At 41.5% G+C, this 25230-nt stretch carries 28 protein-coding genes; 9 read left to right on the top strand and 19 right to left on the bottom strand.

The genetic code is table 11. The features are described 5' to 3' along the window. Window positions 1-98 precede the first annotated feature (98 nt). Complete coding sequence (locus tag UFB30_RS04860) at window positions 99-1133, bottom strand: SepM family pheromone-processing serine protease (protein WP_322420569.1); 1035 nt, start codon at window positions 1131-1133, stop codon at window positions 99-101. Next, window positions 1126-1917 carry a patatin-like phospholipase family protein gene (locus tag UFB30_RS04855; RefSeq protein ID WP_322420568.1) on the bottom strand — a complete coding sequence of 264 codons (792 nt, stop codon included), beginning with the start codon at window positions 1915-1917 and terminating at the stop codon, window positions 1126-1128. The genes UFB30_RS04860 and UFB30_RS04855 overlap by 8 nt, the downstream gene beginning before the upstream one ends. Window positions 1918-2037: 120 nt before the next feature. On the opposite strand from UFB30_RS04855, the gene UFB30_RS04850 reads away from it, so the two are divergent. Next, on the top strand, window positions 2038-3126 hold the full coding sequence (locus tag UFB30_RS04850; RefSeq protein ID WP_322420567.1) for a hypothetical protein: 1089 nt from the start codon (window positions 2038-2040) through the stop codon (window positions 3124-3126). A gap of 15 nt (window positions 3127-3141) precedes the next feature. On the opposite strand, the gene coaD is transcribed toward UFB30_RS04850, so the two are convergent. The 3 genes from coaD to UFB30_RS04835 form a co-directional block, all read right to left on the bottom strand. Further along, window positions 3142-3627, bottom strand: a complete 486-nt coding sequence (coaD, locus tag UFB30_RS04845; RefSeq protein ID WP_322420566.1) for a pantetheine-phosphate adenylyltransferase — start codon at window positions 3625-3627, stop codon at window positions 3142-3144. Next, the gene (gene rsmD, locus UFB30_RS04840) at window positions 3617-4186 is read right to left on the bottom strand and encodes a 16S rRNA (guanine(966)-N(2))-methyltransferase RsmD (RefSeq protein ID WP_322420565.1); all 570 of its coding nucleotides are present in this window, start codon (window positions 4184-4186) and stop codon (window positions 3617-3619) included. The genes coaD and rsmD overlap by 11 nt, the downstream gene beginning before the upstream one ends. Before the next feature lie 215 nt (window positions 4187-4401). Further along, window positions 4402-4692 carry a hypothetical protein gene (locus tag UFB30_RS04835; protein WP_322420564.1) on the bottom strand — a complete coding sequence of 97 codons (291 nt, stop codon included), beginning with the start codon at window positions 4690-4692 and terminating at the stop codon, window positions 4402-4404. Window positions 4693-4795: 103 nt separating this feature from the next. Between UFB30_RS04835 and UFB30_RS04830 the strand changes: the two genes are divergently transcribed. After that, complete coding sequence (locus tag UFB30_RS04830) at window positions 4796-5191, top strand: DUF7147 family protein (protein WP_322420563.1); 396 nt, start codon at window positions 4796-4798, stop codon at window positions 5189-5191. 40 nt (window positions 5192-5231) lie between these two features. On the opposite strand, the gene UFB30_RS04825 is transcribed toward UFB30_RS04830, so the two are convergent. Further along, on the bottom strand, window positions 5232-5507 hold the full coding sequence (locus UFB30_RS04825; protein ID WP_204728594.1) for a YlbG family protein: 276 nt from the start codon (window positions 5505-5507) through the stop codon (window positions 5232-5234). Between the two features lie 79 nt (window positions 5508-5586). Here UFB30_RS04825 and UFB30_RS04820 point away from each other — a divergent pair, with 79 nt between their 5' ends. Continuing rightward, complete coding sequence (locus tag UFB30_RS04820; protein ID WP_322420562.1) at window positions 5587-5901, top strand: hypothetical protein; 315 nt, start codon at window positions 5587-5589, stop codon at window positions 5899-5901. A 73-nt stretch (window positions 5902-5974) separates the two neighbouring features. Beyond that, a complete protein-coding gene (locus UFB30_RS04815) occupies window positions 5975-6877 on the top strand; it encodes a glycerophosphodiester phosphodiesterase family protein (RefSeq protein ID WP_322420561.1) in 903 nt (300 codons plus the stop codon). 59 nt (window positions 6878-6936) lie between these two features. Here UFB30_RS04815 and UFB30_RS04810 read toward each other — a convergent pair whose 3' ends face one another. Both UFB30_RS04810 and ylbD read right to left on the bottom strand, forming a co-directional pair. Then, window positions 6937-7383, bottom strand: a complete 447-nt coding sequence (locus UFB30_RS04810; RefSeq protein ID WP_322420560.1) for a YlbF/YmcA family competence regulator — start codon at window positions 7381-7383, stop codon at window positions 6937-6939. 50 nt (window positions 7384-7433) lie between these two features. Continuing rightward, entirely contained in the window at window positions 7434-7757 is a 324-nt protein-coding gene (ylbD, locus tag UFB30_RS04805) for a spore coat protein YlbD (protein ID WP_322420559.1), read from the bottom strand. 72 nt (window positions 7758-7829) lie between these two features. Here ylbD and UFB30_RS04800 point away from each other — a divergent pair, with 72 nt between their 5' ends. Then, window positions 7830-8303, top strand: coding sequence for a PaaI family thioesterase (locus UFB30_RS04800; protein WP_322420558.1), 474 nt, complete (start codon window positions 7830-7832; stop codon window positions 8301-8303). A gap of 260 nt (window positions 8304-8563) precedes the next feature. Here the strand turns inward: UFB30_RS04800 and UFB30_RS04795 are convergent, their stop codons facing one another. Further along, on the bottom strand, window positions 8564-9640 hold the full coding sequence (locus UFB30_RS04795) for a CAP domain-containing protein (protein WP_322420557.1): 1077 nt from the start codon (window positions 9638-9640) through the stop codon (window positions 8564-8566). Between the two features lie 206 nt (window positions 9641-9846). On the opposite strand from UFB30_RS04795, the gene UFB30_RS04790 reads away from it, so the two are divergent. Both UFB30_RS04790 and ytvI read left to right on the top strand, forming a co-directional pair. After that, window positions 9847-10206, top strand: a complete 360-nt coding sequence (locus tag UFB30_RS04790; protein ID WP_322420556.1) for a YugN family protein — start codon at window positions 9847-9849, stop codon at window positions 10204-10206. A 116-nt stretch (window positions 10207-10322) separates the two neighbouring features. After that, window positions 10323-11381, top strand: a complete 1059-nt coding sequence (ytvI, locus tag UFB30_RS04785) for a sporulation integral membrane protein YtvI (RefSeq protein ID WP_322420555.1) — start codon at window positions 10323-10325, stop codon at window positions 11379-11381. Window positions 11382-11445: 64 nt separating this feature from the next. Here the strand turns inward: ytvI and UFB30_RS04780 are convergent, their stop codons facing one another. The 7 genes from UFB30_RS04780 to cyoE form a co-directional block, all read right to left on the bottom strand. Beyond that, window positions 11446-11907, bottom strand: a complete 462-nt coding sequence (locus tag UFB30_RS04780; RefSeq protein ID WP_322420554.1) for a DUF420 domain-containing protein — start codon at window positions 11905-11907, stop codon at window positions 11446-11448. A 24-nt stretch (window positions 11908-11931) separates the two neighbouring features. Further along, window positions 11932-12852: a cytochrome c oxidase assembly factor CtaG gene (gene ctaG, locus UFB30_RS04775; RefSeq protein ID WP_322420553.1), complete on the bottom strand. Its 921-nt coding sequence runs from the start codon at window positions 12850-12852 to the stop codon at window positions 11932-11934. Between the two features lie 139 nt (window positions 12853-12991). Next, window positions 12992-13321: a cytochrome c oxidase subunit IVB gene (gene ctaF, locus UFB30_RS04770; RefSeq protein WP_322420552.1), complete on the bottom strand. Its 330-nt coding sequence runs from the start codon at window positions 13319-13321 to the stop codon at window positions 12992-12994. A 4-nt stretch (window positions 13322-13325) separates the two neighbouring features. Further along, window positions 13326-13955 (bottom strand): cytochrome (ubi)quinol oxidase subunit III, encoded by a 630-nt coding sequence (locus UFB30_RS04765; protein WP_322420551.1) that lies wholly within the window; start codon window positions 13953-13955, stop codon window positions 13326-13328. After that, window positions 13955-15847: a cytochrome c oxidase subunit I gene (gene ctaD / locus UFB30_RS04760; protein WP_322420550.1), complete on the bottom strand. Its 1893-nt coding sequence runs from the start codon at window positions 15845-15847 to the stop codon at window positions 13955-13957. The genes UFB30_RS04765 and ctaD overlap by 1 nt, the downstream gene beginning before the upstream one ends. Window positions 15848-15873: 26 nt before the next feature. Next, window positions 15874-16986 carry a cytochrome c oxidase subunit II gene (gene coxB, locus UFB30_RS04755; protein WP_322420549.1) on the bottom strand — a complete coding sequence of 371 codons (1113 nt, stop codon included), beginning with the start codon at window positions 16984-16986 and terminating at the stop codon, window positions 15874-15876. Window positions 16987-17067: 81 nt separating this feature from the next. Beyond that, window positions 17068-17982: a heme o synthase gene (gene cyoE, locus UFB30_RS04750; protein WP_322420548.1), complete on the bottom strand. Its 915-nt coding sequence runs from the start codon at window positions 17980-17982 to the stop codon at window positions 17068-17070. A 397-nt stretch (window positions 17983-18379) separates the two neighbouring features. Here cyoE and UFB30_RS04745 point away from each other — a divergent pair, with 397 nt between their 5' ends. Further along, window positions 18380-19303: a COX15/CtaA family protein gene (locus UFB30_RS04745; protein WP_435390794.1), complete on the top strand. Its 924-nt coding sequence runs from the start codon at window positions 18380-18382 to the stop codon at window positions 19301-19303. A gap of 30 nt (window positions 19304-19333) precedes the next feature. On the opposite strand, the gene pyc is transcribed toward UFB30_RS04745, so the two are convergent. The 3 genes from pyc to UFB30_RS04730 all read right to left on the bottom strand — a co-directional run bounded on the left by pyc (window position 19334) and on the right by UFB30_RS04730 (window position 24447). Further along, window positions 19334-22777 (bottom strand): pyruvate carboxylase, encoded by a 3444-nt coding sequence (pyc, locus tag UFB30_RS04740; protein ID WP_322420547.1) that lies wholly within the window; start codon window positions 22775-22777, stop codon window positions 19334-19336. A 28-nt stretch (window positions 22778-22805) separates the two neighbouring features. Continuing rightward, on the bottom strand, window positions 22806-24047 hold the full coding sequence (locus tag UFB30_RS04735; protein ID WP_435390862.1) for an FtsW/RodA/SpoVE family cell cycle protein: 1242 nt from the start codon (window positions 24045-24047) through the stop codon (window positions 22806-22808). Window positions 24048-24165: 118 nt separating this feature from the next. Continuing rightward, on the bottom strand, window positions 24166-24447 hold the full coding sequence (locus UFB30_RS04730; RefSeq protein WP_322420545.1) for an Fpa/YlaN family protein: 282 nt from the start codon (window positions 24445-24447) through the stop codon (window positions 24166-24168). 179 nt (window positions 24448-24626) lie between these two features. Between UFB30_RS04730 and UFB30_RS04725 the strand changes: the two genes are divergently transcribed. Next, window positions 24627-25127 carry a peptidyl-prolyl cis-trans isomerase gene (locus tag UFB30_RS04725; protein ID WP_322420544.1) on the top strand — a complete coding sequence of 167 codons (501 nt, stop codon included), beginning with the start codon at window positions 24627-24629 and terminating at the stop codon, window positions 25125-25127. The last annotated feature ends 103 nt before the right edge of the window (window positions 25128-25230 follow it).

The raw sequence follows: 25230 nt of genomic DNA, 5'->3' as shown, positions 1-25230 counted from the left end.
ATGGAGCCATAAAACGGCTCATCCAGGAAAGCGTCCGCCTAAAGCGCAGCGAAACGACTTTAAAAGGCTGAGACATTTTTATGTCCCAGCCTTTATCTTTAAAGTGAATTCAAATATTCAAGGGCATCTTCAAACTCTTTAACAGGTACGATTTCCATATCGGTTCCGATACTTTCAGCGGTCTGTACAGCCGCTTCATAATTCGTCTGAAGGTCTGGATTATTTTCCAGTGCACTCTCAGGCAGCTCATCATCCGGTGCAAAGAAGACTTCTATCCCCTGCCGGTCTGCTGCTACCACCTTTTGTTCGATCCCGCCGATCCTGCCCACAATGCCTTGAGAAGAGATGGTGCCTGTTCCGGCTACCATTTTACCTGAAGTGAGATCTTCCTCTACAAGCTGATCATAAATTTCCAGGGCATACATCAGTCCTGCAGATGGACCTCCTATGTCGCCTGAATCTATCTCAACTTCCGGGTTGGTCTCGAGTTCAATATCATCAACCAGAGAAATACCCATCCCTACCTGATTATCATTTTCAGGAAATGTCTCAAGCGTTATCTCGTCAGTTCTTTCTTCGCCTTCCCGGTCGTATACAAGTGTTACTGTGTCTCCTGCTTCCATTTCAGATACATAATCAATAAACTGCTCAGATGATTCGAGTTCAATCTCATCCACTTGTTTAATCCGGTCTCCTGCCTGCAGGATATCGTCTGCCGGCATACCCGGAAATACATTAAGTATATAAATGCCATTATAAATATACTCAAATTCTGCTCCCGCTTCACGAAACGCAACTTCTATTGCATTAGCGGCAGAGTTATCCATTAAATAAAGCTGCCTGACTGAGTATTCATCCTCACTCTCATGAGGGTTTCTTACTTGTTCCACCGGGAAAATTTCCTGATAGTCGCTAAAATATGCCCAGGCGTATGCAAACACGTTGGCCTTTACCTGGGACACGGTCATTAAAGAAAAATCCCCTTCACTTTCTGTTCCGTCCGCCACTTCAACGATATCGTCGAGTGCAAAAGCGCTGCCCGGTTTTTGTACATAGTATGGCAGCGAATAAAAGCTGAGAAACACTGAAACAAGCATAATGATTGTCAGTGTCAGCATCATTTTTTTATTCATCTTTATGAAGCTCCTTCCAGCGTTCAATTTCCCTTAAAATACTTGGTAACGCCGCTTCAGCAGCCTCTTCTCCAAGCTGGATAATTTCTTTGGCGTTTTGAAAAGATTTGCTGCTGAATTTTTCCACCCTTGGAGAAATCAGCACATCCGCTCCCGTCATTTTCAAATGCACGATTTCAGTCTGCAGGATATCTATACTTTGTGTAATGACATCGTAAATTGTTGTAATCTCAGCATTTTTCTTGACCTGGGACACGTCAACACCGATCACAATATCTGCACCCATATCCTTCGCAACAGAAGCAGGCACTCTATCAATCACCCCTCCATCGACGAGCAGTTTCCCATTAATTTTCTCCGGGACAAAAATACCCGGTATTGCAGTGCTTGCCCTGACCGCCCGATCAACCGGACCGCTTGTAAAAATAACTTTTTCAGCGTTAATCAGATCTGTTGCAATGATTGAAAGTGGAATATTTAAATCTTCAATATTTTTATTATGAGTAAACAGTTTCACAAACTGTCTGAATTTATCTCCTGAGATAAATCCCATTTTTGGAACAGTGAGATCCATAAAGTATTTACTTCTGAATGTCACTGCCACTCTTTCCATATCAGCAACAGATTGACCTGCGCTGTATAACGCGCCTACTAATGAACCCATGCTGCTGCCGGATATATAATCAATTGCTATTTTTTCACGCTCCAGTACTTTTAATACGCCCAGATGAGCAAACCCTCTTGAGCCGCCTGAACCCAGCGCAAGGCCTATTTTCGGATCCATCCAAACCACCCCTAACCGGCAGTTCTAATATGCCGGAAATCTCATACAATTCTCTTATAGTTAATTTTAGCATTGCTGATCCTGAAAAAGAACTAATCACACTGCAATGGAGCCGATTCAATGAAATATAAAGAGCATATTGTGTCTTTCATGTTTTTACTGTTTTTTATATTTATGCTCTATTCCCCCGCATCGACAATTGATGCTGCGTTGAACGGGATGACATTATTCGCTGATATTATCTTCCCATCACTTTTCCCGTTTTTTGTATTGACCGCAATGCTTCCGGCTATTTCCTGGGTTAATATGCTTGCCGGTCTTTTTGGGTACATTATGAAACCGTTATTTAATGTCTCAGGTCAGGGTGCGCTCGTTTTTATAGCCGGATCTTTATCAGGTTTTCCAATTGGTGCAAAAATGACCGCTGATTTACTTAAAAACAATAAAATCAGTATCCCGGATGCCCAGCGGCTGATTTGCTATACAAATGGTGCAAGTCCGATGTTTTTAATCGGTGCAGTAGCCGGTGGACTGATGAACCGCCCATCCCTGGGGATTACCCTTTTTTTATGTCATCTGAGTGGAAATATCCTGATCGGGATTGCAGCTGGAAGGCTGATCAAAGGCTCTTCTTTGGAAAGAAATCCCCCTGTTAATCAGCAAGCTGATTATCTTGCTCTTTTCAGGGATTCAGTTACAGTTTCAGTGAAACAGCTTATGATTATTGGCGGGTTGATTACTTTCTTCTCGGTATGTATTCAATTAATTGAACAACTGTTAAGTTCATTTTCAGGTGGATGGCATGCTGAAAAGCTGCAGGTTCTCATTTCAGGCATTCTTGAGCTTTCTAATGGCGTTGATGCAGCCGTTCGGTACCTGGAGCCCGCCACAGCATCGTTAATCGTTCTCGCTATGGTTTCATTCAGCGGGTTATGTATACATATGCAGGTCATGACGTTTATTGATCAGATTCCAATTTCCTATAAACCTTATCTGGTCTCCAGACTGTTTCATATGGTGCTGTCACCTATTATTTTTTTGATTTATCAATTTTTCTTTCCACTGCAGGATCAAAAGGTTCCGGCAGAAGATGTCATGGCCCCCCTCAATCACGGTATTAATATTACTCAATCGGTCACGGTGATTGTTCTATTCATTTGTATTTTCATTTTGTTACAGTTCCAATATAAGCAAAAGCCCCGGTGCTAATAACCGGGACTTTTCTTATTTCACCATATACTTTTGTTTAAGTGCTTCTTCAACTTCTTCCGGAACAAGTTCTGAAATATCGCCGCCATAGCGGGCCACTTCTTTTACGATACTCGAGCTCAGGAACGAGTACTGGTTATTGGTCATAATAAAAAACGTTTCCAGATCATTATGTAACACCCTGTTCATTGAAGTGATCTGCATTTCATACTCAAAGTCAGAAACCGCCCGTAATCCGCGAATGATGACGTTCGCACCGACCTCTCTTGCATAATCAACGAGTAAACCCTGATAGGAATCTACTTTAATATTTGGTATATCCTTTGTTACGGATCTGATTAGCTGCATTCTTTCTTCCACTGAAAATGCAGGCTTTTTTGATGAGTTATTTAAAACAACAATGTGCAATTCATCAAAATTTTTGGCTCCGCGTGAAATAATATCTAAATGCCCCAATGTAATCGGGTCAAAGCTTCCCGGGCATACTGCTTTACGCTTCATGAGTTTCTTCCTCTCTTTTATAAATAGAAATACCGGTGGTCCCGTACAGTTCGTGTTTTAATCTGACCAGACTGCCGGATCTCTCAGGTACTTCTGTATTCGAATCATGCTCACACATCACGACTCCTGCCTCTGAAAGCATCCGGTGTTCATCAATAAAGGCAAGGTATGCATCAAGCTGTTTATTTTTATAAGGCGGATCTAAAAAGATACATTCAAATTGAAGACCTCTTTTCGCAACCGCTTTCAAAGCTCTCTCTGCCTCATTGCGGTATACTTCTGAATGGTCTTCATAACCACACTTTTTAATGTTATCCTTCACTGTCTGAAAAGCTTTGCGGTCTTTATCCACAAATATCATATGATCAAGACCTCTGCTTAACGCTTCAAGACCAAGGTTCCCGCTCCCCGCAAATAAATCAAGCCCGTTTCCTCCATCAAAATATGGACCGATCATATTAAAAATGGCTTCTTTTACTTTATCAGTGGTTGGTCTTGTATTCGTGCCCGGGACAGCCTGGAGTTGAATACCTCTTTTATCTCCGGATATAATTCTCATCTTCTCACCACAATCTCTCAAGTCAATTTGTCAATTATTGATAAAGTTTCTCACTTTTCGTACCTATGCTACCATAATTGACTGAGGACCGCCATGAGATACGTTATTTTTTCAAAAAAGAGCCTGAGACATCATCATCTGTCTCAGGCTTTTGTAATCGTTACGCTGCGCTGCACTTAAATTACAGGTCAGCAATCTTATAATTTTTTTAACCTTTAACCCGAATCAGGCAGATCAGATATGAAGTCTCCTGCTCCCATCTCATGAACAATCTGTTCAAGTTCCGGCAGGTCTCCGTTTTCTGCTAACGTGTCTTTAAGCTCCTGTAATGTCATTTCCTTCATCTCTTCTTCTTTTGCAAGTTCGATGAATCCATAGGTAACTAAAGCTGTGACAATCGCTGCGACAATCCAGCTTTCGTCATTTAATGCTGTTTCATTTTTACTGTCAGGAAGAAAATAAATGATAACCAAAAAAAGTACAATGATGATTGCAACAATATGCATTGTGATCACCCCGGATTTAGATTCTTTTACTGAAAGCATATTTCTGAAACATATGATACATTTAGAACGTGAACTTTTTAAAATTGATTAAGCAGGTGAAATGATGATTCAACGTTTTATTGAACTTGGTGAAGGTTATGCAGATGTGTATGAATTACTCGATTTAATTAAATATAATAAAGAGCGTGCTTTGCGGCTGGCAGTTTTCCACACTGAAATGAATGGCAAAAAGGTCGTCTCGCCGGCACTGATTATGAAAAAAACTGAAATCGGCAGTTTTCAGGCGATCTATATTTCGACTGAAGGTATACCTGATCTGGAGCAGCCTTCCGAGAGACTGAAATTGATTGAAACCGCTGCTGAACGTTCAGGTATTCCAATCGTTCATTTAGAGGTACAGCCTTCGATTGCTTTTGGGGAAAAGCAGCTGTATTTCCAGCACCTGATCGGTATTTTGAGAATGAACCATTTCATTGCCCCTCTTTCATCATCATATTGAGACACAAAAAGGCGGAGCATATGCCCGCCTTTTTAAATTGTCAAAGACCCATTTTATAGTCGTACTCTTTTGCTTTATCCGGTCTTGCATTCTCATATTCTGTTTTCACAAAAGGCCGTAATGATACATCAACCTTTTTAACGTAAGAGTAATTGGAAAGTTTTTCTGTCAGTTTTTCAATTTCACTCTGGTTGCAGTATAATAATACATACTTCATTTTTCTTGATACGTAATGCACATTCCCAAAGCGCCTTAGCGTTTTAGCGTGCTTTAAGCTGTGCAGCCATACGATTAATCCTTGACGCTCTGTCAGCATAGTCATTACCTCACTCGTTTTTCTTACACAAAATTGTAGCACATAGTATGCCTTTCCGGCAACGAAAGGAAGCGCTTATATGGATATAAATGAGATTTGGCAGCGGTTTATTTCATTATTGGATGAAGAGCCGGGAATTGTGACAGCAGAATGGAGGATATCTGCGGGAATCCCCTTTTTATATCTGCATTCAATCACGTCAGACCGTCAGGAAATTGAGCAAAAGATCAAAAGATGTGCGGTCCGTGCGATGAGAGGCAAGCGGCTGAATGCTGAGACGATTTTTGTAAGAGCTGAAAATGAACAGTGGGTTTACCGGCACCGCTTTTACGTTCCACAGGAAAAAATGTTCTGCTGCGGAAACCTTTGCAGTGATTGTATCCGTTTCAGGTAAGCTAATGTTTGTGAACCAAACGGCTGCGTGCTAACATTAAAATGTGAAATATTTGTATAAGGGAGGATTTGAATTGGGAAAGAAGACGAATATCGGACTTGCTCTTGCTGCTTCTGGTGCAGCGATCTGGGCGGGAACTAAAATGACATCAAAACCAGCTAAAAGACCAACAAAAAAGTTTTTTGAAGGTGAAAAACCACGTGTATTTGCTCATAGAGGCGGCGCAGCGCTTGCACCGGAAAGTTCACTTGCAGCATTTAAACAGGCTGCTGAGCTCGGGGTTGATGGATTTGAGATTGATATCCGCATGACAAAAGATGAGGAATTAGTGATCTTCCATGACCAGTTTATCGATCGTACTACAAATGGGGCTGGCAGAGTCGCTGATTACACTCTTTCTGAGCTCAAAGAATTTGATCTCGGTTATCATTTCAGAGACCTTCAGGGAGATCAGACCTTCAGAGGAAAAGGTGAACAGGTTCTGAGCCTGAAGGAAGCGCTTGAAGCGTTCCCGGACAAGCTGTTCAATATTGATATGAAAGAGGACCCTGATACTTATGAAGGAAGCCTGATGCCTTCAAAGCTATGGCGCCTGATCGAGAAGCTTGGCGTTGAGGACAGAGTGCTTGTCACAAGCTTTTATGATGAGCAGATTGACCGTTTCTCCCTATACTCTCAGGACCGCGTTGCCATTGGTGCAGGGGAAAATGAAGCGAGAAAAGCGTTCTCATTATACCGCAGTGGATTTGGACACCTTTATCATCCAAACACGGATGCAATCCAGATTCCAACCAAACATAAATCAATTCCGCTTGATTCTAAAGGGTTTATTGAGTTTCTGACGTCACTTAACATTCAGGTTGAATACTGGACAGTGAATGATGTTGAAACAATGGACCGCCTGCTGAGACTCGGCGCTGACGGTATTATCACGGACCGTCCTGATATTGCGATGCAATTGATTAAAAACGATTAAAAAAACTGACGGAATGTGATAAGCATTCCGTCAGTTTTTTATTTTTTAATTTTTTCCTGTTATGCCGAGCACGAGCAGCCCCCGCCAGAGCCGCAGCCTCCGCTGCAACCGGACTGGGAATCAAAGAATGGGTTGCCGGTTGGAATTTTTACATTTTCAGAAACAGCATGACCGATCAGGGAGCTTACTTCATCAAGTAATTGCTGCAATTCATTTTCTGCCACTCTGAACTGAGCCACGTTCGGATCCATGTCCATCTCTCTCTTTGTTTCACGTATTTCCTTCATCACTCTGCTGTAATCAGGGTGATATCTGCCAAAACGCTGTACTTCTTCATACAGTTCCTTTAATGAGTTAAACTTATATATTTTATCCATCGACGTGCTGGACGATTTTAATGTGCGGTACTTCTCGTAATAATTATCTAATGTTTCTGAGTGCAGGATTGCTTCAGACAATTCATCTGACGCATCAAGCAGCTGGATTCTTTCCATAGTAGCTAACATATTCGCACCTCCACATTTATCATAACACGAAATACATGAAATGAATCCCCTTATTGCTTCCATTGTTTCATTAAAATATCGTCTTCCTTATCGTTTTGCTTGTTAAAGTGGTTCAGCATTTCCTGAAAGAAGTCCAGGCCTGACTGAAGACGCTTCGAATATTCTTCAATTTGTGCCGGATCAAAATGCTGAATCTTTTCCTTCACACTGGAAAAAATCTGATCAAATTCAATCCCGGAACCTTTGTCATCCCCAAGCAACAGCCACTCCTCATATAATTCCTGCCATGTGAGCTCCTGTCGTCTGACCTTTTGCACGAGCTCAGGATGTTTTTTCAGATACACCTTGAACTCATCTAAACGCTGTGTACTCATATGCGCCCTCCTCTTCATTACTATCTTTTATTTTATGGTAAAATGAAATGAATGGTTAAAGGGGGTTACATCATGAATACAATCAATCAACTAAGCATTGATCAGTTAAATGATGATGAAAAAAACATCATAGAACAGGTTTTAAAAGGCTTTGAATCAAAGAGGCAGGGCTTGACAACCTCTTATGTCAGTGCGATGTATGCAATGGAGCATCAATTTGATGGGGAAATTCTTAATATTTCCATGCCGGTTACGCCGATCGTCTATAACTCATTAGGCATGATGCACGGAGGCATTACTGCTACAGCAATTGATACAGCGATGGGTGTACTGGCGAATAAAATTTCACCACCTGATAAAGCTGCTGTTACAAATCAGCTTAACCTGCATTACACAGCACCGATTCACACGGGCTCAATTCAGGCATTTGCAAAAGTTATTCATCATGGGAGCAAAAGCATGGTGATTGAGGGCTGGGTGGAAACGGCTGAAGGAAAAAGAGCTGCACATGCTACAGGTTCTTTCTTTATCATTGACCGTAAATAAAAAGAGTCAAGGACATCACTTTGATATGTCCTTGACTCTTTAATCGGTTCGCTCCGCTTCAGGGGGACGCTTTCCGGACGGTTGTTGCTAAGCCTCCTCGCCTACGGCTGCGGGGTCTCAGCTTCCCTATTCGTCCCGGAGTCGCCCCCTTAAGCTCCGCTGCACTAAATATAATTTCAATAAGGAGAAATTAGAATCTAATATTTTATCATTTTGTCCCAACTTCTTTAAAATTTGGTTCGCTGGAATTTCTAAAAGCTTTATTCTTCATGCTGTAAAGATAAGCCGTCTTCCTCTTCCTCCGGCGTATCAAATTGTACAAAATCCTGTGTAAAGTAACTTCCGTACACGCCGGATCCGGTATGGGTGAATGTATCGTCAAGCATCGTGCTCCGATGACTTTCTGAATTCAGCCATCCATGAACCACTGCAGGTGTCAGATAATATTGCGAGGCAGTGTTTTCAGCAGCTGACTTGTAATCCCTGTCTAAGATCTCCAGCCTGTCTGATAAACCCGCCTGTTCTCCAGATGACTCGATCGACATCTGCTCACGTGTCCGGCTTAACTCTCTTGCCGCTTCCGCCAGCTGATCATCCCAGATTAATTCATCCAATCCATTTGCCGATCTGATAAAATTAACAATATCAAACATCTGACGTTCATTTGCTTCATTCACTTCGTCTAATACTAATTGATCCTGATCTGCTAACGGGCCACCTTCTACTGAACCTTCATACGGCTGCTGATCGAGCAATGTTTCTTTATCCAGATAATATACGCCCATCAGGTTGTTTGATACAGAATCAATCATTAACTGGGCATAAATGTCCTCAAATTGCACAAGTAATCGTGTATGAAGATCCTGCTCACTCAATTCCAGCTGATAAACCCGACCATTATCTTCAACAATGATTTCGCTATTAATCATTGTAAATTGATAAATATCCTGAACAGACTGGCCTGAGAAATATGGCGTACTGTCATAAGCATTTCCCATTACAAACAATGCTTTAACTTCATCATTTTTTACCGCAGCCTGCATATATCCGTTTTCGACCTTATAAATATACCAGGTCAGTCCATTTCTGCCCGGATCCATTCTTTCAGGATTCCCATATTCCTCAATCAGAAGTTCCACATTTTGGCCTATATAGACAGAGACACCGGATTTTGGTCTGGTCAGTCCATCTGATGAAGGAATCTCTGCATTTTCATTGGAATCAACACTGAACGGCTCGTTTTCAATCTCTTCATTTTCCTGAAAAGAAGGACCATTGTAAAAGCCAATGAGGAATATGACTAATATCACTACGCCTATTCTGATCATTGCCTTCATCTGTGTCCCCCCTTTTTATCTATTATCTATATTATACATATGATCAGGATATAATAATAGCAATTGGCCGTATATGAACTGTCATCTTTTCGCCACAAAAAACATGATTTTAATGAATGACATAATTGCAACTTCTTACTGTTTCGACTATTATTAAGCATGAGACGACTTATTTTTAAAACTGGTTTACAGGAGGAGATTTTCAAATGCGCTTTGAAAATACGGGATTAGAATCTCTATTAATTGAATTTGATCCATTAGAAGATGTAATGAATGAACATGGCATGGTTCGTGCAGGCCAATGGGACTGGGAACGTGTTACATACGACAGAAAGTTTGAAATCCGTGAAGGTACTTTTTACCTTCGAATTTTCGGATACACTGAAAATGGCGATATCGGTGCAAGTGATGCTGATGTTAAGCTTCTTACACCGTTACTTGGCAAACATTATTATCCACATGGTGTTGAATATGGTGAAGGCGAAGAATTCCCTGAGCACCTTGTACAAACTTGTGAAAAAATCTTAATTGCCATTTATGAGGATCTAGCAAAGATCGCCATATAATGGTCAGGAGCCATGGTATAATGGCTCTTTATTTTATATATAACCTCTTATTTTCTGCGCCTTTTAGGCGATTCACTATCCTCTATATTAACAAACGATTTGAAAGGGGACCGGCGTTGAACAAGTTATTTACAAAAAAGAATGTAATTACGACACTCGTCGTCATTATTTCATTATTGCTGATTTACTTCATTTTACCCGTTTCAGTACCTTTGATTGCCGCTCTCATTACAGCTCTTATTTTAGATCCGCTTGTTAAGCTGATAGAAAATAAAACAAAATTTAACAGGAAGCTCTCTGTCGGCACAGTATTTATACTCTTTCTCGGCACAATCGGACTTCTCCTGTACATAGCTGTTACAAAACTGATTGGACAGGCAATTCAATTTGTTGAAAACACACCTGACTATGTAAATGAGCTTGCCCTCTGGTGGAAATCAGTCGAAACTGACATGGCAATCACATTCGCACAGGTACCTCAGCAGGTAATGACTCAGACAAGTGCTGAAATTAATAACTTCATCAATGATTTCAGAACAAGTATCACTAATTCAATTAATGCTGAAAGTGTAACCGGAATGATTACAAATATTCCTGATTACCTGGTCAGCTTCCTTGTTTACCTGATCGCATTATTCCTCATTATGCTCGATCTGCCGACGATCAGAAAAAATATCTACAAACACCTGAAAGAGCAGACTGCTGAAAAAGTGCGGTTCATGACTGCAAGACTTTCAAAAGTAATCTGGGGATTTGCAAAAGCACAATTCCTTGTAAGTTTATTAATACTTGCAGGTTCTTTAATCGGTCTTTATATTATTGCGCCTGAGGTTGCACTTGTAATGGCAATCATCATCTGGCTGATTGATTTAATTCCGATTATCGGATCAATTGTTGTATTAGCTCCCTGGGCAATCTTCCAGCTGATTACGGGTGATATAGAACAGGGTACTCAACTGGCGATCCTTGCAGCCATTCTTCTAATCATCAGAAGAACGGTAGAACCAAAAGTAATGGGTACTCATATTGGACTATCACCACTGGCGACACTGATCGCGATGTTTATCGGGTTGAAACTGTTTGGTATCCTCGGTTTTATTATTGGTCCGCTGATCCTGATTATTTTCAATTCAGCTAAAGAAGCAGGTATTATTAAAATGGACTTTAAGTTTTAATTGTCAGATAGCATATATAAAAAAGCGCGCCGTAATTGGCACGCTTTTTTGCTTATTCTATTGATTAAGTTCCAAGAATCGCTTTAATAACAGAAGTCGTCTCCCCGCCTTCATACAGTACGTATAGAAGCAGATAAACCATTACACCGGTAATAGCGGTTGCAAACCAGATCACTGAAGTGACAGGACCGATTTTACGGTGTTTCTTGATTCTGTTTTTATAGCCGAGCCAGATTGTTACAAGTCCGAATACAGCACCTGTTGTGGCAAGAATAATATGAAAGATCAGGAAAAGAGTATAATAGATCTTCATTTCATCCGGTCCGCCAAATGCAGTATTCCCTGCAAAAATCGTTCTGCTCATATAAATAATAAAAAAAGTCAGTGCTGCAATCGCTGCAGCAAACATCGTTTTCTTATGCGCTTCGATTTTTCTTTTTCTGACAAGTGCCCAGCCAATTGCCACCAGCACAGCACTCACTACGATAAAAAAAGTACTTAACGTCGGTAATAACGGTAATGTCATGGTCTGTGTCCTCTTTCTATATCATCATGATAACGTTTTTGGTTCTCTTGCAGCATACAATGATGCATTCAATGCATCTTCTTCAGATTTTTCTTTTCTGTACCATTCAAAGAATACCTGGGCCAGAATCACACCATAGATGATTTCCTGAATGATTTTCATAATCACGCCGCCTACCTGCTGATCTTCAAGCGGCTGCATATTTGTAAACAGTTCCGGACCTGTAATGCCAAGTCCCTGTAAGCTTTGAAGCGTTCCAGCCGGCACACACAGCGCCATTGCTTCAAGCCAAGCGCCTCCATTGAAAAACGTTTCATACATTGGATTGTTTGCAAAAATAATCAGTGCACAGGCAGGAGTTAAAAGAATCCCGTCAGCAAAAATATAACCAATTTTCTTTACACCGCTCAACTTATATTCTCCTTCAAGTGTGTTGACAAGAGGCCACCACATAAAGAATGAAAATATGAAAATGGTACCTGTTACGATTGAATGCAGCAGCATATCAACTTTGATCGTATCGAAAATCAAAGGGATATGATAGAAGGAAAACGCACCATTAAATACAATCAGTGCAATCAATGGTTTTGTAAAGAATGAAAAAAGCGGTTTAATCACCGGTAGATTCAAAAGTGCTTTCCACATATAATTCGGTACACCCGCAATTAATAATGGCGGAATTAATAAATAAAAAATACCCATTTGAATCATATGAACAGAAAATAAAATATGTCCCCATACATCGACGGGTGAACCTTTAATAATATAAATAATAAGTACTGCACTTAGCACCAGAGCTGATTCTTTTCTGGTGATCGGCCTGGAATCCTGAATTCTATGTCTCCATTTCGTCGCTGCTAAAAAGAAGAGGACGGTTAACACTGTCAGGCTGATAAAAAAGTAAGGACTCCATAAAGCCTGGAATCCGAATATACTAATCGACATCAGGCACCTTCCTTTCCAAATAATCCTGTCTCATCTCTTTCATTATAAGCCTCTCGACTCTTTACTTCAATGCGCCCAGATGACAAGTTCATGAACGATCTCATAGAAAAAGGGCCGGCATATGCCGGCCCTTCATCTGTTACCACCAGACGATCGTCAGGAACGTCAGGATTGTAACGAATGCAATCAGTGCACCAGAGTACAGGAATAGCGCTGCTGTTCCGTGTCCCTTGTGACTCATATGCATGAAGTAATAAAGCTGTAACACAACCTGTGCTGCTGCAAGAACCAGCAGTACTGGAAATGCATAAAACTTATCAAAGTCTGCAATAACAATGATAAACGCAATAAACGTCATAAAGATCATCATTGCAAAAGATGTTACCTGTCCGCGCATTTCATCGCGTGCTTTTCTGCGGCGGTATTCATAATTGACTTTAGGGTTCGCTGAAGATGATTCGTGTGCCATCAGTTTATCCCACCATTCCCATTAAGTATACAACCGTGAAGATGAATACCCATACAACGTCGATGAAGTGCCAGTATAAAGAAGCAACAAAGAACTTCGGCGCGTTATAAAGGTTCAGTCCACGCTTGGCGTTACGAACAAGCAGAAGTGTAAACCATCCAAGCCCGACTACAACGTGGGCTCCGTGGAAGCCTACCAGTGTATAGAATGCTGATCCAAAGGCACTGCTTGTGAATGTGTGATGAAATTCATGAACATAATGGTTAAACTCATAAATTTCAAAGCCAAGGAATGCAAGGCCAAGCAGTACTGTAATCAGCAACCATGTCTGCATTTTCTGGTAGTTATGGTTTTTCATATGATACATCGCATACACACTTGTCAGTGATGATGTTAAAAGAAGCATCGTCATGATGAAGACAAGTGGAAGCTCAAACATATCTGCTGCCAGATAATGATCATTACCCGGAACTTTATCTTTTAAAGCCAGGTAAGTTGCAAATAAAGAAGCAAATAAAACTGTTTCTCCACCAAGGAAGAGCCAGAATCCTAAAAATTTGTTTTTACCTTCAAGGGTAGTTTTTTCAGGAGATTCAGGCCACGTGCGAGCCGTGTATTTTTGGTTCATATCCATTACTCCCTACCCCCTTTATCATGATCATCCATCAGTTCTTCTTTATGAATATGGTACCCGTGATCATCCTTCAATGAACGGACTGCCATAGAACCGATTGTAATTAACATACCGATGATTAATACCGGAATTGACCATACGTAATCTGCACCGTCAGAAGCTCTCCAGTCAATCTGGTACATCGCACCAAATGCTGCAATGAATAGACCAAGCGACATAACAAACGGAATGAACGAGTTGTTAGGCATATGAATGTCACCAAGCGGTTCTGCAGGCGTCATTTCAGTACGGCCTTCCATCTTTTCAATCCAAAGCGGATCAAGTCCACGTACAAGTGGAAGCTGCTTAAAGTTATAGTACGGCGGTGGTGATGAAATTGCCCATTCAAGCGTACGTCCATCTCCCCAAGGGTCGTTACCAACACGAACGTTTTTGATCTGAGTAATCACAACATTGTAAAGAAGTACAATGACACCAAGTGCCATGAAGAATGCACCGATTGTACTGATCATGTTGAATAGATCAAGCCCCTGACCAGGAAGGAACTTCCAGATACGACGTGGCATACCCATTAATCCAAGGAAATGCTGGATAAAGAATGTTCCGTGGAAACCAATCAGGAATAACCAGAATGTGATCTTCCCAAGCGTTTCATTTAGCATTGTACCGAACATTTTCGGCCAGTAGAAATGTGTACCTGCAAGTAATCCAAGTACTACCCCACCAATAATTACATAGTGGAAGTGAGCAACTACGAAATAAGAATCGTGGTACTGATAGTCAGCTGCAGCTGATGCAAGCATAACCCCTGTAACACCACCGGCAACGAATGAAGGAATGAACGCTACTGCGTATAGCATTGGCGTTGTAAAGCGGATACTTCCTCCCCACATTGTAAGAAGCCAGTTAAAGATCTTAACCCCTGTAGGCACGGCAATCGCCATTGTCGCTACAGCAAAGATTGCGTTCGCAGTTGGCCCAAGACCAGTTGTGAACATATGGTGCGCCCATACCATGAATCCAAGGAAACCGATCAGTACTGTTGCGAATACCATCGCAGCATAACCGAACAGACGCTTTTTAGAGAATGTAGAAATAATATCAGAGAAAATACCGAACGCCGGAAGAATCAGAATGTATACTTCCGGGTGACCGAAGATCCAGAATAAGTGCTCCCAGATAATCGTGTTTCCTCCCATTGTTACATCAAAGAAGTTTGCCCCGAACATTCTGTCAAACAGCATCAGGAACAGTCCCACAGTCAGTGGAGGGAATGCAAACAGAATCAGTGCTGATGCAACGAATGTTGACCATGTAAATAGCGGCATACGCATATAAGTCATACCAGGCGCACGCATGTTAATAATCGTTACAAGGAAGTTAATCCCCGCAATCAATGTACCGGCCCCTGATATCTGAAGACCTAAAACATAAAAGTCAATACCATGACCCGGTGATGCAAGTGATAGTGAAGCATATGAAGTCCACCCTGCATCAGGTGCTCCCCCAAGGAACCATGAAAGGTTAAGGAAAATTCCACCGAAGAAGAATAACCAGAACCCAAGTGAGTTCAGAAAAGGAAATGCAACGTCACGTGCACCAATTTGTAATGGTACAACGGCATTCATAAAAGCAAATAATAGCGGCATGGCTGCTAAGAAAATCATTGTTGTTCCATGCATGGTAAGTAATTCATTGTATAGTCCTGCTGACACAAAATCATTATCAGGAACCGCAAGCTGAATACGGATCAGCATTGCTTCTATACCGCCAACCAGGAAGAAAAATCCGCCGGAAACCAGATAAAGTATCGCGATTTTCTTATGGTCGACCGTTGTGAGGTAGTCCCATAGGACTGCTAAGAAACCTCTTTTTTCAGCAACGGTACTCACTAAGTATACCTCCCTTAAAAATCAAATTATTCAGAGAAAACCTTTAAGCTCATTAAGTATTCAGTTAACGCGTCAAGATCCTCATCTGAAAGATCGTCTTCGTTATAAACCGGCATTTGATTACCAGGCTTCAATTCAGCAGAATTACGGATCCAGTTTTTGATATTTTCTTCACGCACTTCGTCAGAATCCTCATTATCCAGGATACCGGCAGTGTAAGAACGTTCACCGAAGTTCGCCATGTTAGGTCCACGTGAAGTTCCAATCTGTTGTGTAGGATCTACAGCGTGACATCCAATACACCCAAGCTGGTTATCATTATATAATTCAGCTCCGCGGGCAATTGTTTCATTTTCAAACTCCTGCTCAGCTTCAGCTACTTCCTGCATGGATGCAACCCAGCTGTCAAAGTCCTCCTGAGACATTGTTTGTACTTTAAAGTCCATTAAAGCGTGAGAAGGACCACAAAGCTCAGCACATTTACCATAGAACAGGTTATTTGCTTCCTCTGCTTTTTCCCCGTCAAAGTTCAGGTAGAATGTGTTCATATTGTCAACGTTCGTATCAATCTTTCCTCCTACTGCAGGAATCCAGAATGAGTGCTTAACGTCAGAAGCGATTACATTAAAGTAAACGTTTTGATCTGTTGGTACAACAAGATCCTGTGCAGTAACAATTCCCTGATCAGGATAAGCAAACTCCCACCAGTAAAGATTTGCACGCACATCAACTACAAGTGCTTCTCTGTTTCCTTCTTCATCTTCTGCTTCCATTCCCGACTGGTCACCAAGTTCAAAAGTCAATGCAACAGTAGGTACTGCAAGGATAAGAAGAAGGATAATTGGAATAACAGTCCAGATTACTTCCAGTCTGTGACTTCCTTCCACCTGTTTCGGAATAAAGTCTTCACCCAGCTTCGAGCGGCGGAACTTAGTAACAGCGATAACATAAACGATTGCTACAACGATAATTACAAGTACCATGATTGCCACACTCAGCATCATCAGGTTGAATTGCTTCTGTGCTACTTCACCCGCAGGCTGAAGCGTTGACAGAAACGGCTCTCCACAGCCGGAAAGAATAAACGCCATTGCCGCTACAAGCGGCAGAAAACGCCATTTCTTAAGCCCATTTTTCATAGCTTTGTTAAACCCCTCTTTCATTCGAATATTCTTGTTGATGGAGACTGTTTATATGGATTTCTCTAAAGAAAGAATTCCCTAAATGAATGTTAGGATGACCATACCTGTAAACATAATTGTCAGGTAATTTAATGAATAGACAAACATCATCGTTGCCCATTTATGGTCATTTTTTGTTTTGTAGCCTTTAAGCGCAAGCACAAGCCAGCCAATATTCAGCACGGTTGCGAGTACGATAAAAGCGGTACCAAGTGAAGGCAATAAAAATGGCAGCGGGAACAAGGCAATGACCCATAGAAGCATTGACAGCTTCGTTCTCGCAAACCCTTTTACTACAGGCAGCATTGGAACTCCTGCAGCGCGGTATTCTTCTACTCTTCTCATGGCAATTGCATAGAAATGAGGCGGCTGCCAGACAAACATAATCAGGAATAAAGCCAGTGGTATTGCACCAAGACCCGGATCAATTGCTGCCCATCCAATTAATGGAGGAACTGCTCCTGAAATACTCCCTACGATTGTATTGCTGGCATATTTTCTCTTCGTCCACATTGAATACAGAACGACATAACTGAAAACACCAAACAATCCGATCAGACCGGCCATTGGCGTTGTCATGAACAGCATGATTTCCCCAAAAATCACAAAGCCTATACCAAGGCCAAGCGCTCTTGAAGGTGAGACACGCCCAGTTACAGTTGGACGATTTTTTGTTCTTTCCATTAATGGATCGATATCACGGTCTATGTAATTGTTGATACTGCATGAGCCCGCAACAACTAACGATGATCCGATTAATGTGAGAAGCATAATATCAATTGACCCTAAAAAATAAGTATCGGTAAAATAGAGCGCAAGCCACAACCCGGTAAACGCTGTAATAAAGTTTGAATTCACAATACCGATTTTAATCAGAGCGAGGAAATCTTTCCAAGCAGTTGTTCCAGAAAAATCTGCCTCTTTTACAGCCGACACAACTCGACTATTTGACACACTTTCCCCTCCTCTCCAAACTTGCTAATACATTATACTACATCTACTATAAAGGATAGCGAACATGATTTCTATATTTAAAATGAAATTCAGACAACTTCTGAAATAATGCATTTAAATAAATGTAACAATTCCTTCACATCTTTTACGTCCTCACCTGATATGAATTATTTTTATATAGTTTTGCTATGTGAAAATTATTTGTCTTTCACCTTGAACAATATTAGTTTTTTACACAAAAAAGGTACACCTGAAGTTTAATCTGTACCATAATAGACATTACGAGTATTTCAAATAGTACAAAGTACTTTTTTAATAAGCTTTGTTAAAATCCAATTGATTTATACACACCGGAATAAACAAAGCCTAAAGATCATTGAATGAGAAGGTGAAACTTTTGCAATCTAAGGGATTAAAACTTTTAGGGGTCGTAACCACGCTTGTCATGCTGCTTGTGCTGCTTGGCGGAGCGCTGGTAACCAAAACAGATTCAGGGCAGGGGTGCGGACAGTCATTCCCTCTGTGCCATGGACAGATCATCCCTGATCAGTTAGAGATAGAAACGATTATTGAGCTTTCCCACAGGGTGGTTTCTGCCGGCGCCGGATTTCTGGTTCTCGCATTGTCTATCTGGTCATGGCGGGCTATGGGGCATATCAGAGAAACAAATTTCCTTGCTATTCTTGCTTTCTTCTTTCTAATGCTTCAGGCACTTCTTGGTGCAGGAGCTGTTGTCTGGGGGCATTCTGATATCATACTGGCTGCACACTTCGGCATTTCGCTGATTTCATTTGCAGCAGTTCTGCTTCTGACACTGCTCATATTTGAAGTCGACAAGAAGTTTGATGCTTATAAGCTGGTTATTGACCGCAGAATAAAACGCCATACTTACGGATTGATGATTTATATTTTTGCAGTCGTTTACTCAGGCGCATTTGTCAGACATACAGAAGCGAGTCTGGCCTGTCCTGACTGGCCGTTTTGTGTAAACGCTTCTCCGGGTGACCTTTCATTGAACTCCATTCAGTGGATTCAGATGGGACACCGTATGGCAGCTGCATTTATTTTCATCTGGATTATCTATGTAGCAATCATCGCGATAAAGAATTACAAGCATCAGAAGATCGTCTATTACGGCTGGATCATTGCACTGGCGCTTGTTACGGGTCAGGTCATCACAGGTGCACTTGTTGTAGTAACCAGACTGAACCTGCTGATCGCATTATCCCATGCACTGATTATTTCTCTTTTATTCGGTTTACTGAGTTACTTTATCCTTCTGATCTCAAGAAGCAAATTAAACAGCAAAAAAGAAAGTTGAGCCGCGGCTCAACTTTCTTTTTTTGTTTGTTTAGTTGTCTCTTTTCAGTCTGATCATCAGGTCTCCCGGAGATAATGATTCTCCGCTCTCCACACAGACTTCTTCAACTGTTCCGTCAAATGGCGCCTGGACAGTTGTCTCCATCTTCATTGCTTCAGTAATAATCAGATGTTCACCCTTTTCAACCTGATCACCGACTGAAACCACTACCTGAATAACGGTACCCGGCATCGTTGCACCAAGTTCCTCAGGGTTGGACGGATCTACTTTTTGCTTAACTGCTACTGTTGATTTAATGCTTTCATCTTTAATGACAATCTCACGCTGCTGACCATTCAGATCAAAGTAAAGTACTCTTGTTCCATCCGCTCTTGCTTCCCCAATAGAAACCAGCTTCAGAATCAGGGTTTTACCCGTTTCAATTTCAACTTCAATCTCTTCATTCAGTTTCATACCGTAGAAGAAGGTTGGTGTGTCGATCACTGATACATCTCCGAATTGTGAGGCCATGTCCGTGAATTCCTTAAAGACTTTAGGATAAAGCGCATGTGCAAGTGCATCAAAGCTTGTCACCGGTCTGCCAAGTTCATGGAACAGCTCTTCTTTCAGCTTTTCAAAATCAACCGGCTCCATCAGTTCACCAGGACGTACTGTAATCGGCTCTTTTCCTTTCAGAATCACTTTCTGCAGATCTTCCGGGAAGCCGCCATGCGGTTGTCCAAGGTAACCTGAGAATAGCTCAATGACTGAATCAGGGAAGTCAATTGAATACCCCTTGTCAATGACTGACTGTTCATCAAGATCGTTTTGAACCATGAATAATGCCATGTCCCCTACAACTTTAGATGACGGTGTTACTTTGACGATATCACCAAACATCTGGTTCACCCGTGCATACATCTCTTTTACTTCTTCCCAGCGTGCGCCAAGACCAACTGCCTTCGCCTGCTGTTGAAGGTTCGAGTACTGGCCGCCCGGCATTTCATGCTTATATATCTCAGAATGCGGAGAATTCATCCCGCTCTCAAATGGCGCATAGTATTTACGTACATCTTCCCAGTAATGAGAAAGTGTTTCAGAATGATCAACATCCAGTTTCAGCTGTCTTGTGTTACCCTTCATTGCATAGGCAAGTGAGCTTGCACTTGGCTGTGAAGTCAGGCCGCTCATTGATCCAAGCGCAGTATCTACAATATCCACGCCCGCTTCAATCGCACGTGCATATTGGAAGATTCCATTACCGCTTGTATCATGCGTGTGCAGATGAATTGGAAGATCCACAGTGTCCTTCAGTTCTGAAATCAGTCGATATGCAGCTTCCGGCTTCAGTAAGCCTGCCATATCCTTAATCGCCAGAATATGAGCACCCTGATTTTCAAGCTCTTTTGCAAGTGACTTATAATAATCCGTATCATATTTCGTACGAGTCGGATCAAGAATGTCGCCAGTGTAACAGATTGCTGCTTCCGCCACTTTACCAGAGTCACGGACTGCTGTAATTGCCGTTTCCATACCTTCAACCCAGTTCAGGCTGTCGAAAATTCTGAAGACGTCAATTCCTGCATAAGCAGAACGCTTAACAAATTCCTGAATGACATTATCAGGATAGTTCTTATAACCGACTGCATTAGATGCGCGAAGAAGCATCTGGAACATGACATTTGGAATTTTCTCTCTGAGTGTCAGCAGTCTCATCCATGGATCTTCTTTCAGGAAGCGGTATGCCACATCAAACGTCGCGCCGCCCCACATTTCAAATGAGAATAGCTCATTTTGCATTCGGGCTGAAGCATCTGCAATATTTTTCAGGTCTACTGTTCTGACACGTGTAGCAAGAAGTGACTGGTGTGCATCACGGAATGTTGTATCTGTAACAAGAACATCATCCTGTTCCTTTACCCACTCTTTCAGTCCATCAGCACCTCTTTCATCAAGGATCTGCTTCGTTCCTGCCGGCGGATCTTCAAGCAGGTTGACTTTCGGAATTCTCGGCTTGCCGAAGTCAGGCTTTTCACCTTTATCAATACCAGGGAAACCGTTCACTGTGACGTTTCCAATATAAGCCAGCATTTTTGTTCCTCTATCTTTTCGCTTAGGGAAAAGGAAAAGTTCAGGTGTATGATCAATAAACGAAGTATCATACTCCCCGCTTAAAAACTTCTCATGCTTTACTACATTTTCAAGGAACGGAATGTTTGTTTTGATTCCTCGAATACGGAATTCTTGTAAATTTCTGACCATTTTAGCTGCAGCTTGTTCAAAAGTCAGCGCCCATGTTGACACCTTTACTAAAAGTGAATCATAGTGAGCGGAAATCTCTGCACCCTGATAGCCGTTACCTGCATCAAGACGGACACCAAATCCTCCGCCAGAACGGTATGCCATAATTCTTCCTGAGTCAGGCATGAATCCATTAAGTGGATCTTCTGTTGTTACACGTGACTGAATCGCAAATCCATTCAGCTGGATCTCATCCTGCTTTGGAATACCAATTTCACGGCTGTGCAGTGTATGACCTTCTGCAATTTTTAACTGTGACTGAACAATATCAACACCTGTAATCATTTCAGTAATCGTATGCTCAACCTGTACACGCGGGTTTACTTCAATGAAGAAAAATTCGTTATTGGCAACCAGGAATTCCACTGTACCAGCATTTACATATGAAACATTATTGGCAAGCTTTACTGCTGCATCACAAATCTCATCACGTAATCCTTCAGGAAGTGACACAGACGGTGCAACCTCTACTACTTTCTGGTGTCTTCTCTGAATCGAGCAGTCACGCTCATACAGGTGAATGATTTCACCTTCGTGATCTCCTAAAATCTGAACTTCAATATGTTTTGGATTCTCGATGAACTTCTCAACGTATACTTCATCATTACCAAAAGCTGCTTTTGCTTCAGATTTTGCACGGTTGTAGGACTCTTTAACATCGCTTGCTGAACGGACAATTCTCATACCGCGTCCGCCACCGCCAAGTGAAGCTTTTATAATGAAAGGAAATCCATACTGCTCTCCAAACTTTTCTACTTCTTCAAGACTTTCAACAGGTCCATCACTGCCCGGAATTACCGGAATACCTGCATTAATCGCCTGCTGTCTTGCTTTTACCTTATCACCGAACATATCCAGATGCTCTGAAGTCGGTCCTACAAATGTAATGCCTTCTTCTTCACAGCGCTTTGCAAAGCGGATATTTTCTGAAAGGAAACCATATCCCGGATGAATCGCATCAACATTTGCACGTTTTGCAATCTCGATAATACCTTCAATATCAAGGTAAGCATCGATCGGCTTTTTTCCTTCACCTACAAGATAAGCCTCATCTGCTTTAAAACGGTGGAACGAACCACTGTCTTCTTTTGAATATACAGCGACTGTACGGATATTTAATTCCGTACAGGCACGAAACACCCGGATTGCAATTTCTCCACGATTGGCTACTAATACTTTGTTAATCTTTTTCATAATGATCCTCCTCCATGATGTCAAACTTCTAGCGATATAATCTTGCTGTGTTTTTCTCATTCATTGAAGATGCTTTATTTTTCTTTTGCGGTACACTCTGCTTCTCTTTCGCAAAGTATTTTTCTTCATATCTCACAAACATGGATACATTCACAAGCAGTCCCATTGAAAGTGAGAGAAGAATCAGTGAAGATCCGCCGTAGCTGATAAATGGCAATGGCACACCCGTAATTGGAATCAACCCTGACATCCCGCCAAGATTAATAAATGTCTGAATGCCGACCATACTGGCAATTCCGATCGCGAGCATTTTACCGAATTGATTTCTGCATCTGAGACCAATCATGATCCCTTTCAGCACGATATAAGCAAGTCCCAAAAGTACAAAGCTTACACCGAAAATCCCCAGCTCCTCTGCGATAATCGCCATAATGAAATCTGTATGAGGCTCCGGCAGGAATCCGAGCTTCTGAATACTCTGTCCAAGCCCGCTGCCCCACAATCCTCCGTTGCCAATCGCATAATAAGAACCGACCAGCTGCCAGCCATTATCACTGATATGTGCAAAAGGATCCTGATAAGCAGCAATTCTTCCAAGTCTTTCTTCAGAAAAAATACTTTGAAATGTATTTCTGTTAAACAGGAATAAGATTCCTGAAAACAAACTGATTACTCCACCAGCCAGTGCCGCAAGCTTCAGCATGCTCTTTACTTTCATACCTGAAGCCACAATCACACTCATTCCAATTGCAAACACAATTGCTGCTGTTCCAAAATCAGGCTCAGCTGCAATTAGAAAGCATGCAAATACCAGTATGATGATTGGCGGCATTACTCCTTTATTAAACTCGTTAATGTAGGATTGTTTTTTTGCATAGACTGCTGATAAATACACAATCATCCCGAGTTTTGCGAATTCAGCAGGCTGCAGCTGGAATCCGGGCAGCATAATCCAGCTTTGCGCATTATTTACTTCAGATCCGATTATATGTACTGCAATTAGGAGTCCAAACATCAGCCCGAATATTAATTTAAGCATAAACCCTTCCTGGTATAGCTTATATGGAATTAAAGCCATTGCAATGAAGCCTACGATTCCGATTATTAAATTTCTGAGCTGTTTGGTATAAAAGTAATCAGGGCTCTGGTCAAGGATTTCTACTGCGTACACCATTCCTGCACTGTAGACCATGACTACCCCGAAAATTCCTAAGAGTATGTATACAGCCATCAATGAATAATCGTAAGACCTGAACATTCTTTTCAGAATGATCGACATTCTTATCAGTCCCATCTGTATATTTATTCAACAGGAAATGTGTAAAATCCTCTTTTTTTGATATAAAAAAACTCAAACAATCTGAAAAGTTTGTTTGAGCGGGAGTTAGTTATTTATTGGTAAAAGCATCATGGAGCACCGACATTTCTTTCTCAAGTGAGTCTATTAATGTCTTTCCATCCGCTTCATCCACAAGCCCGAGCCTCACGGCGAATTCTATTTCACGGGATAACCCAAACATTTGCGTATCTAATACCTCTTCATACAATGGACACTGGGGCATCGTTAAGTTATCCATTTGAACTTTGATTAGCTGCGCTATTTTTTCGGCATCTTTGCGTAAAAGCTCATAGGCTTTTTCACGATGGTCAATCTTCATTTCTGATGTCACACTGATCCCCCCAATCCATTCAGTTTTCATGCGATACATCATATCTGCTTAACCTAAAGTGTAGCGTTTTATCGAAGAAATTGCAAGCAGTGACTTGTTCAAATCACGTGTTTTTCAAATGTGACACATTTGAAAATCCAATGTATACTCAGGAGACAGACATAAAGGGGGATTAAGGAATGAACGATATCATACCGATTACCGGGCGGGTCAAATTTCAGCTTACAATTGATCCGAGTGTGTGGATCTTTGATGAAAGAAAGATAGATTTGACTACTTACTTTGACGAAGAACGTGTAGAAATTGATGAAATTGAGCAGTACTCAAAAGCCGTGGCAGAACATTTTTCGAAAGAAATAAAGGAAGGTGCAGAGATTCCGAAGCCCGCATCGAAGTCAAAGAAACGCTACGAGAAAGAAAAGTTACTGAATGGTACTTTCGGTATTAAAATGAAGCCGTTTATTCAGAATGCTGAACCTGAAGCTGATGCCCGGAAAGTGATGATTTCAACCACTGAGGGTGTTCATTCGTTTACAATCGAAGAAGCAGGTGAATTGATTATGGCTTTTTCAAAAGATGGCCAGCCGCTCCGTGAAGACGGTCCGGTTCACATATTATTTGAAGACGGTTCAAACAGGGACAATCCGATAATAAACGTACGCAAAATTACATTATCCTAATTAAAAAGCACTGATTCGTGAACTGAACCCAAAAAGTTAGACACAAAATATTAGGCAGCCTGCTGGGCAAGAATTCGGTATTGTACCGGACTCTTGCCTTTTA

This window comes from Jeotgalibacillus haloalkalitolerans (assembly GCF_034427455.1).
In the GTDB taxonomy this organism is placed as follows: Bacteria; Bacillota; Bacilli; order Bacillales; family Jeotgalibacillaceae; genus Jeotgalibacillus; species Jeotgalibacillus haloalkalitolerans.
Note: the sequence above shows the minus strand (reverse complement) of the source record. Positions and strands in the feature narration are given on the sequence as shown.

Coding starts and splice junctions, on each gene's coding strand:
- UFB30_RS04860 (WP_322420569.1), bottom strand. CDS start 1,133: ATGAATAAAAAAATGATGCTGACACTGACAATCATTATGCTTGTTTCA.
- UFB30_RS04855 (WP_322420568.1), bottom strand. CDS start 1,917: ATGGATCCGAAAATAGGCCTTGCGCTGGGTTCAGGCGGCTCAAGAGGG.
- UFB30_RS04850 (WP_322420567.1), top strand. CDS start 2,038: ATGAAATATAAAGAGCATATTGTGTCTTTCATGTTTTTACTGTTTTTT.
- coaD (WP_322420566.1), bottom strand. CDS start 3,627: ATGAAGCGTAAAGCAGTATGCCCGGGAAGCTTTGACCCGATTACATTG.
- rsmD (WP_322420565.1), bottom strand. CDS start 4,186: ATGAGAATTATATCCGGAGATAAAAGAGGTATTCAACTCCAGGCTGTC.
- UFB30_RS04835 (WP_322420564.1), bottom strand. CDS start 4,692: ATGCATATTGTTGCAATCATCATTGTACTTTTTTTGGTTATCATTTAT.
- UFB30_RS04830 (WP_322420563.1), top strand. CDS start 4,796: ATGATTCAACGTTTTATTGAACTTGGTGAAGGTTATGCAGATGTGTAT.
- UFB30_RS04825 (WP_204728594.1), bottom strand. CDS start 5,507: ATGCTGACAGAGCGTCAAGGATTAATCGTATGGCTGCACAGCTTAAAG.
- UFB30_RS04820 (WP_322420562.1), top strand. CDS start 5,587: ATGGATATAAATGAGATTTGGCAGCGGTTTATTTCATTATTGGATGAA.
- UFB30_RS04810 (WP_322420560.1), bottom strand. CDS start 7,383: ATGTTAGCTACTATGGAAAGAATCCAGCTGCTTGATGCGTCAGATGAA.
- ylbD (WP_322420559.1), bottom strand. CDS start 7,757: ATGAGTACACAGCGTTTAGATGAGTTCAAGGTGTATCTGAAAAAACAT.
- UFB30_RS04800 (WP_322420558.1), top strand. CDS start 7,830: ATGAATACAATCAATCAACTAAGCATTGATCAGTTAAATGATGATGAA.
- UFB30_RS04795 (WP_322420557.1), bottom strand. CDS start 9,640: ATGAAGGCAATGATCAGAATAGGCGTAGTGATATTAGTCATATTCCTC.
- UFB30_RS04790 (WP_322420556.1), top strand. CDS start 9,847: ATGCGCTTTGAAAATACGGGATTAGAATCTCTATTAATTGAATTTGAT.
- UFB30_RS04780 (WP_322420554.1), bottom strand. CDS start 11,907: ATGACATTACCGTTATTACCGACGTTAAGTACTTTTTTTATCGTAGTG.
- ctaG (WP_322420553.1), bottom strand. CDS start 12,852: ATGTCGATTAGTATATTCGGATTCCAGGCTTTATGGAGTCCTTACTTT.
- ctaF (WP_322420552.1), bottom strand. CDS start 13,321: ATGGCACACGAATCATCTTCAGCGAACCCTAAAGTCAATTATGAATAC.
- UFB30_RS04765 (WP_322420551.1), bottom strand. CDS start 13,955: ATGGATATGAACCAAAAATACACGGCTCGCACGTGGCCTGAATCTCCT.
- coxB (WP_322420549.1), bottom strand. CDS start 16,986: ATGAAAAATGGGCTTAAGAAATGGCGTTTTCTGCCGCTTGTAGCGGCA.
- pyc (WP_322420547.1), bottom strand. CDS start 22,777: ATGAAAAAGATTAACAAAGTATTAGTAGCCAATCGTGGAGAAATTGCA.
- UFB30_RS04725 (WP_322420544.1), top strand. CDS start 24,627: ATGAACGATATCATACCGATTACCGGGCGGGTCAAATTTCAGCTTACA.